We start from the raw sequence: 1,420 nt of genomic DNA, 5'->3' as shown, positions 1-1,420 counted from the left end.
TAATGCCGATCAGTTAAGACAGATTGCTTGACGATCTCGCTGAAAAGATCAAAATCCGATGACCTCATGTCATCGGATTTTTTTATGCAACTCTCAGAAGCTCTCGCGCGCACTCATATTACCCGCCTAACCGAATTCACCTGCTTAGCTGATGTGTTAGAACCCGAGTTAATTCAATCCTGTTTAGACTCTCAGGGCGTTGCGACGCTAAGACGGCGTAAATTACCCATGGATGCAATGATTTGGGCGGTTATCGGAATGGCCCTGTTCCGAGGAGAGTCTGTTCGGTCACTCATCAACAAACTCGACATTGTCTTGCCGCAAGATATTGATTATGTTGCTCGCAGCGCCGTGACTCAGGCGCGTAAACGCTTGGGCAGTGAGGTGGTTCGAGAGGTGTTTAGCCGCAGCGCCAATACCTGGCACGCCAGAGCTGAGCACCCTCATTGGTGCGGTCTCAACTTGTATGGCGTCGACGGTGTCGTGTGGCGGACACCCGATAGTGTCCAAAATCAAGCTGCCTTTGCGCGCACCGCAAACGCTTCAGGCGAAGCGGCTTATCCGCAAATTCGCATGGTTTGCTTAATGGAGTTAAGCAGCCATTTGTTGGTCAACAGTGTCTTTGATTCGGTTGCCGAAAATGAAATGAACTTAGCGTCAGGGCTCATTCCTAGCATTCCCAATCACAGTCTAACCCTCTTTGACCGAGGGTTTTACTCGCTCGGTCTTCTGCACGCTTGGCAGCAAGCGCAACCTGATAGTCACTGGTTGTTGCCGCTGAAGAAAGGCACTCAATATGAGGTGGTTCGAACGTTGGGTAAGCACGACCAGCTGGTGAGGCTCACCACCACGCCTCAAGCCAGAAAGAAATGGCCGCAGCTCCCAGATACGCTTGAAGTCCGTTTACTCACTAAGACAGTGAAAGGTAAGTTAATCTCCATTTTAACCTCGTTGACTGACCCGATGCGTTACCCCGGCGAAGACATTGTCGACTTATATGCCCATCGATGGGAAATCGAACTGGGCTACAGAGAGATGAAACAACACCTGTTGGAGAGCCGTTTTACGCTACGCAGTCAACTGCCGGAGTTGGTGACTCAAGAACTTTGGGGCGTATTACTAGCCTATAATATCATTAGATACAAGATGTTACTGATGGCCAAAAGCTTACCATCGGTCCATCCCAATCAACTGAGTTTTCGGGATGCTGCGAGTCATATCATCTTCAAGCTGACACAACTGCCATCACAAACGCCGGGGAATGTCCCGAGAGATGTATTGGATATAGAACGCAATGCACGGCAATTTAAGTTGGATGGTAAACGGGAAAGGGCTTATCCAAGAGTGCTTAAAATGAGCAAAAACAAGTACCCAATTAGACCAAATAAAAATGCCGTTCACTCTTAAGTGAACGGCATTA

At 48.7% G+C, this 1,420-nt stretch carries 1 protein-coding gene; it reads left to right on the top strand.

The genetic code is table 11. The features are described 5' to 3' along the window. Positions 1-84 precede the first annotated feature (84 nt). Positions 85-1,407 carry an IS4 family transposase gene (locus L5M38_RS24115; protein WP_014609977.1) on the top strand — a complete coding sequence of 441 codons (1,323 nt, stop codon included), beginning with the start codon at positions 85-87 and terminating at the stop codon, positions 1,405-1,407. Positions 1,408-1,420: the final 13 nt, after the last annotated feature.

Origin of the sequence: Shewanella sp. SM101, assembly GCF_025654465.1 — a bacterium.
In the GTDB taxonomy this organism is placed as follows: domain Bacteria; phylum Pseudomonadota; class Gammaproteobacteria; order Enterobacterales; family Shewanellaceae; genus Shewanella; species Shewanella oncorhynchi.
The sequence above is the reverse complement of the archived record's forward strand: the minus strand, read 5'-3'. Positions and strand labels throughout refer to the sequence as shown.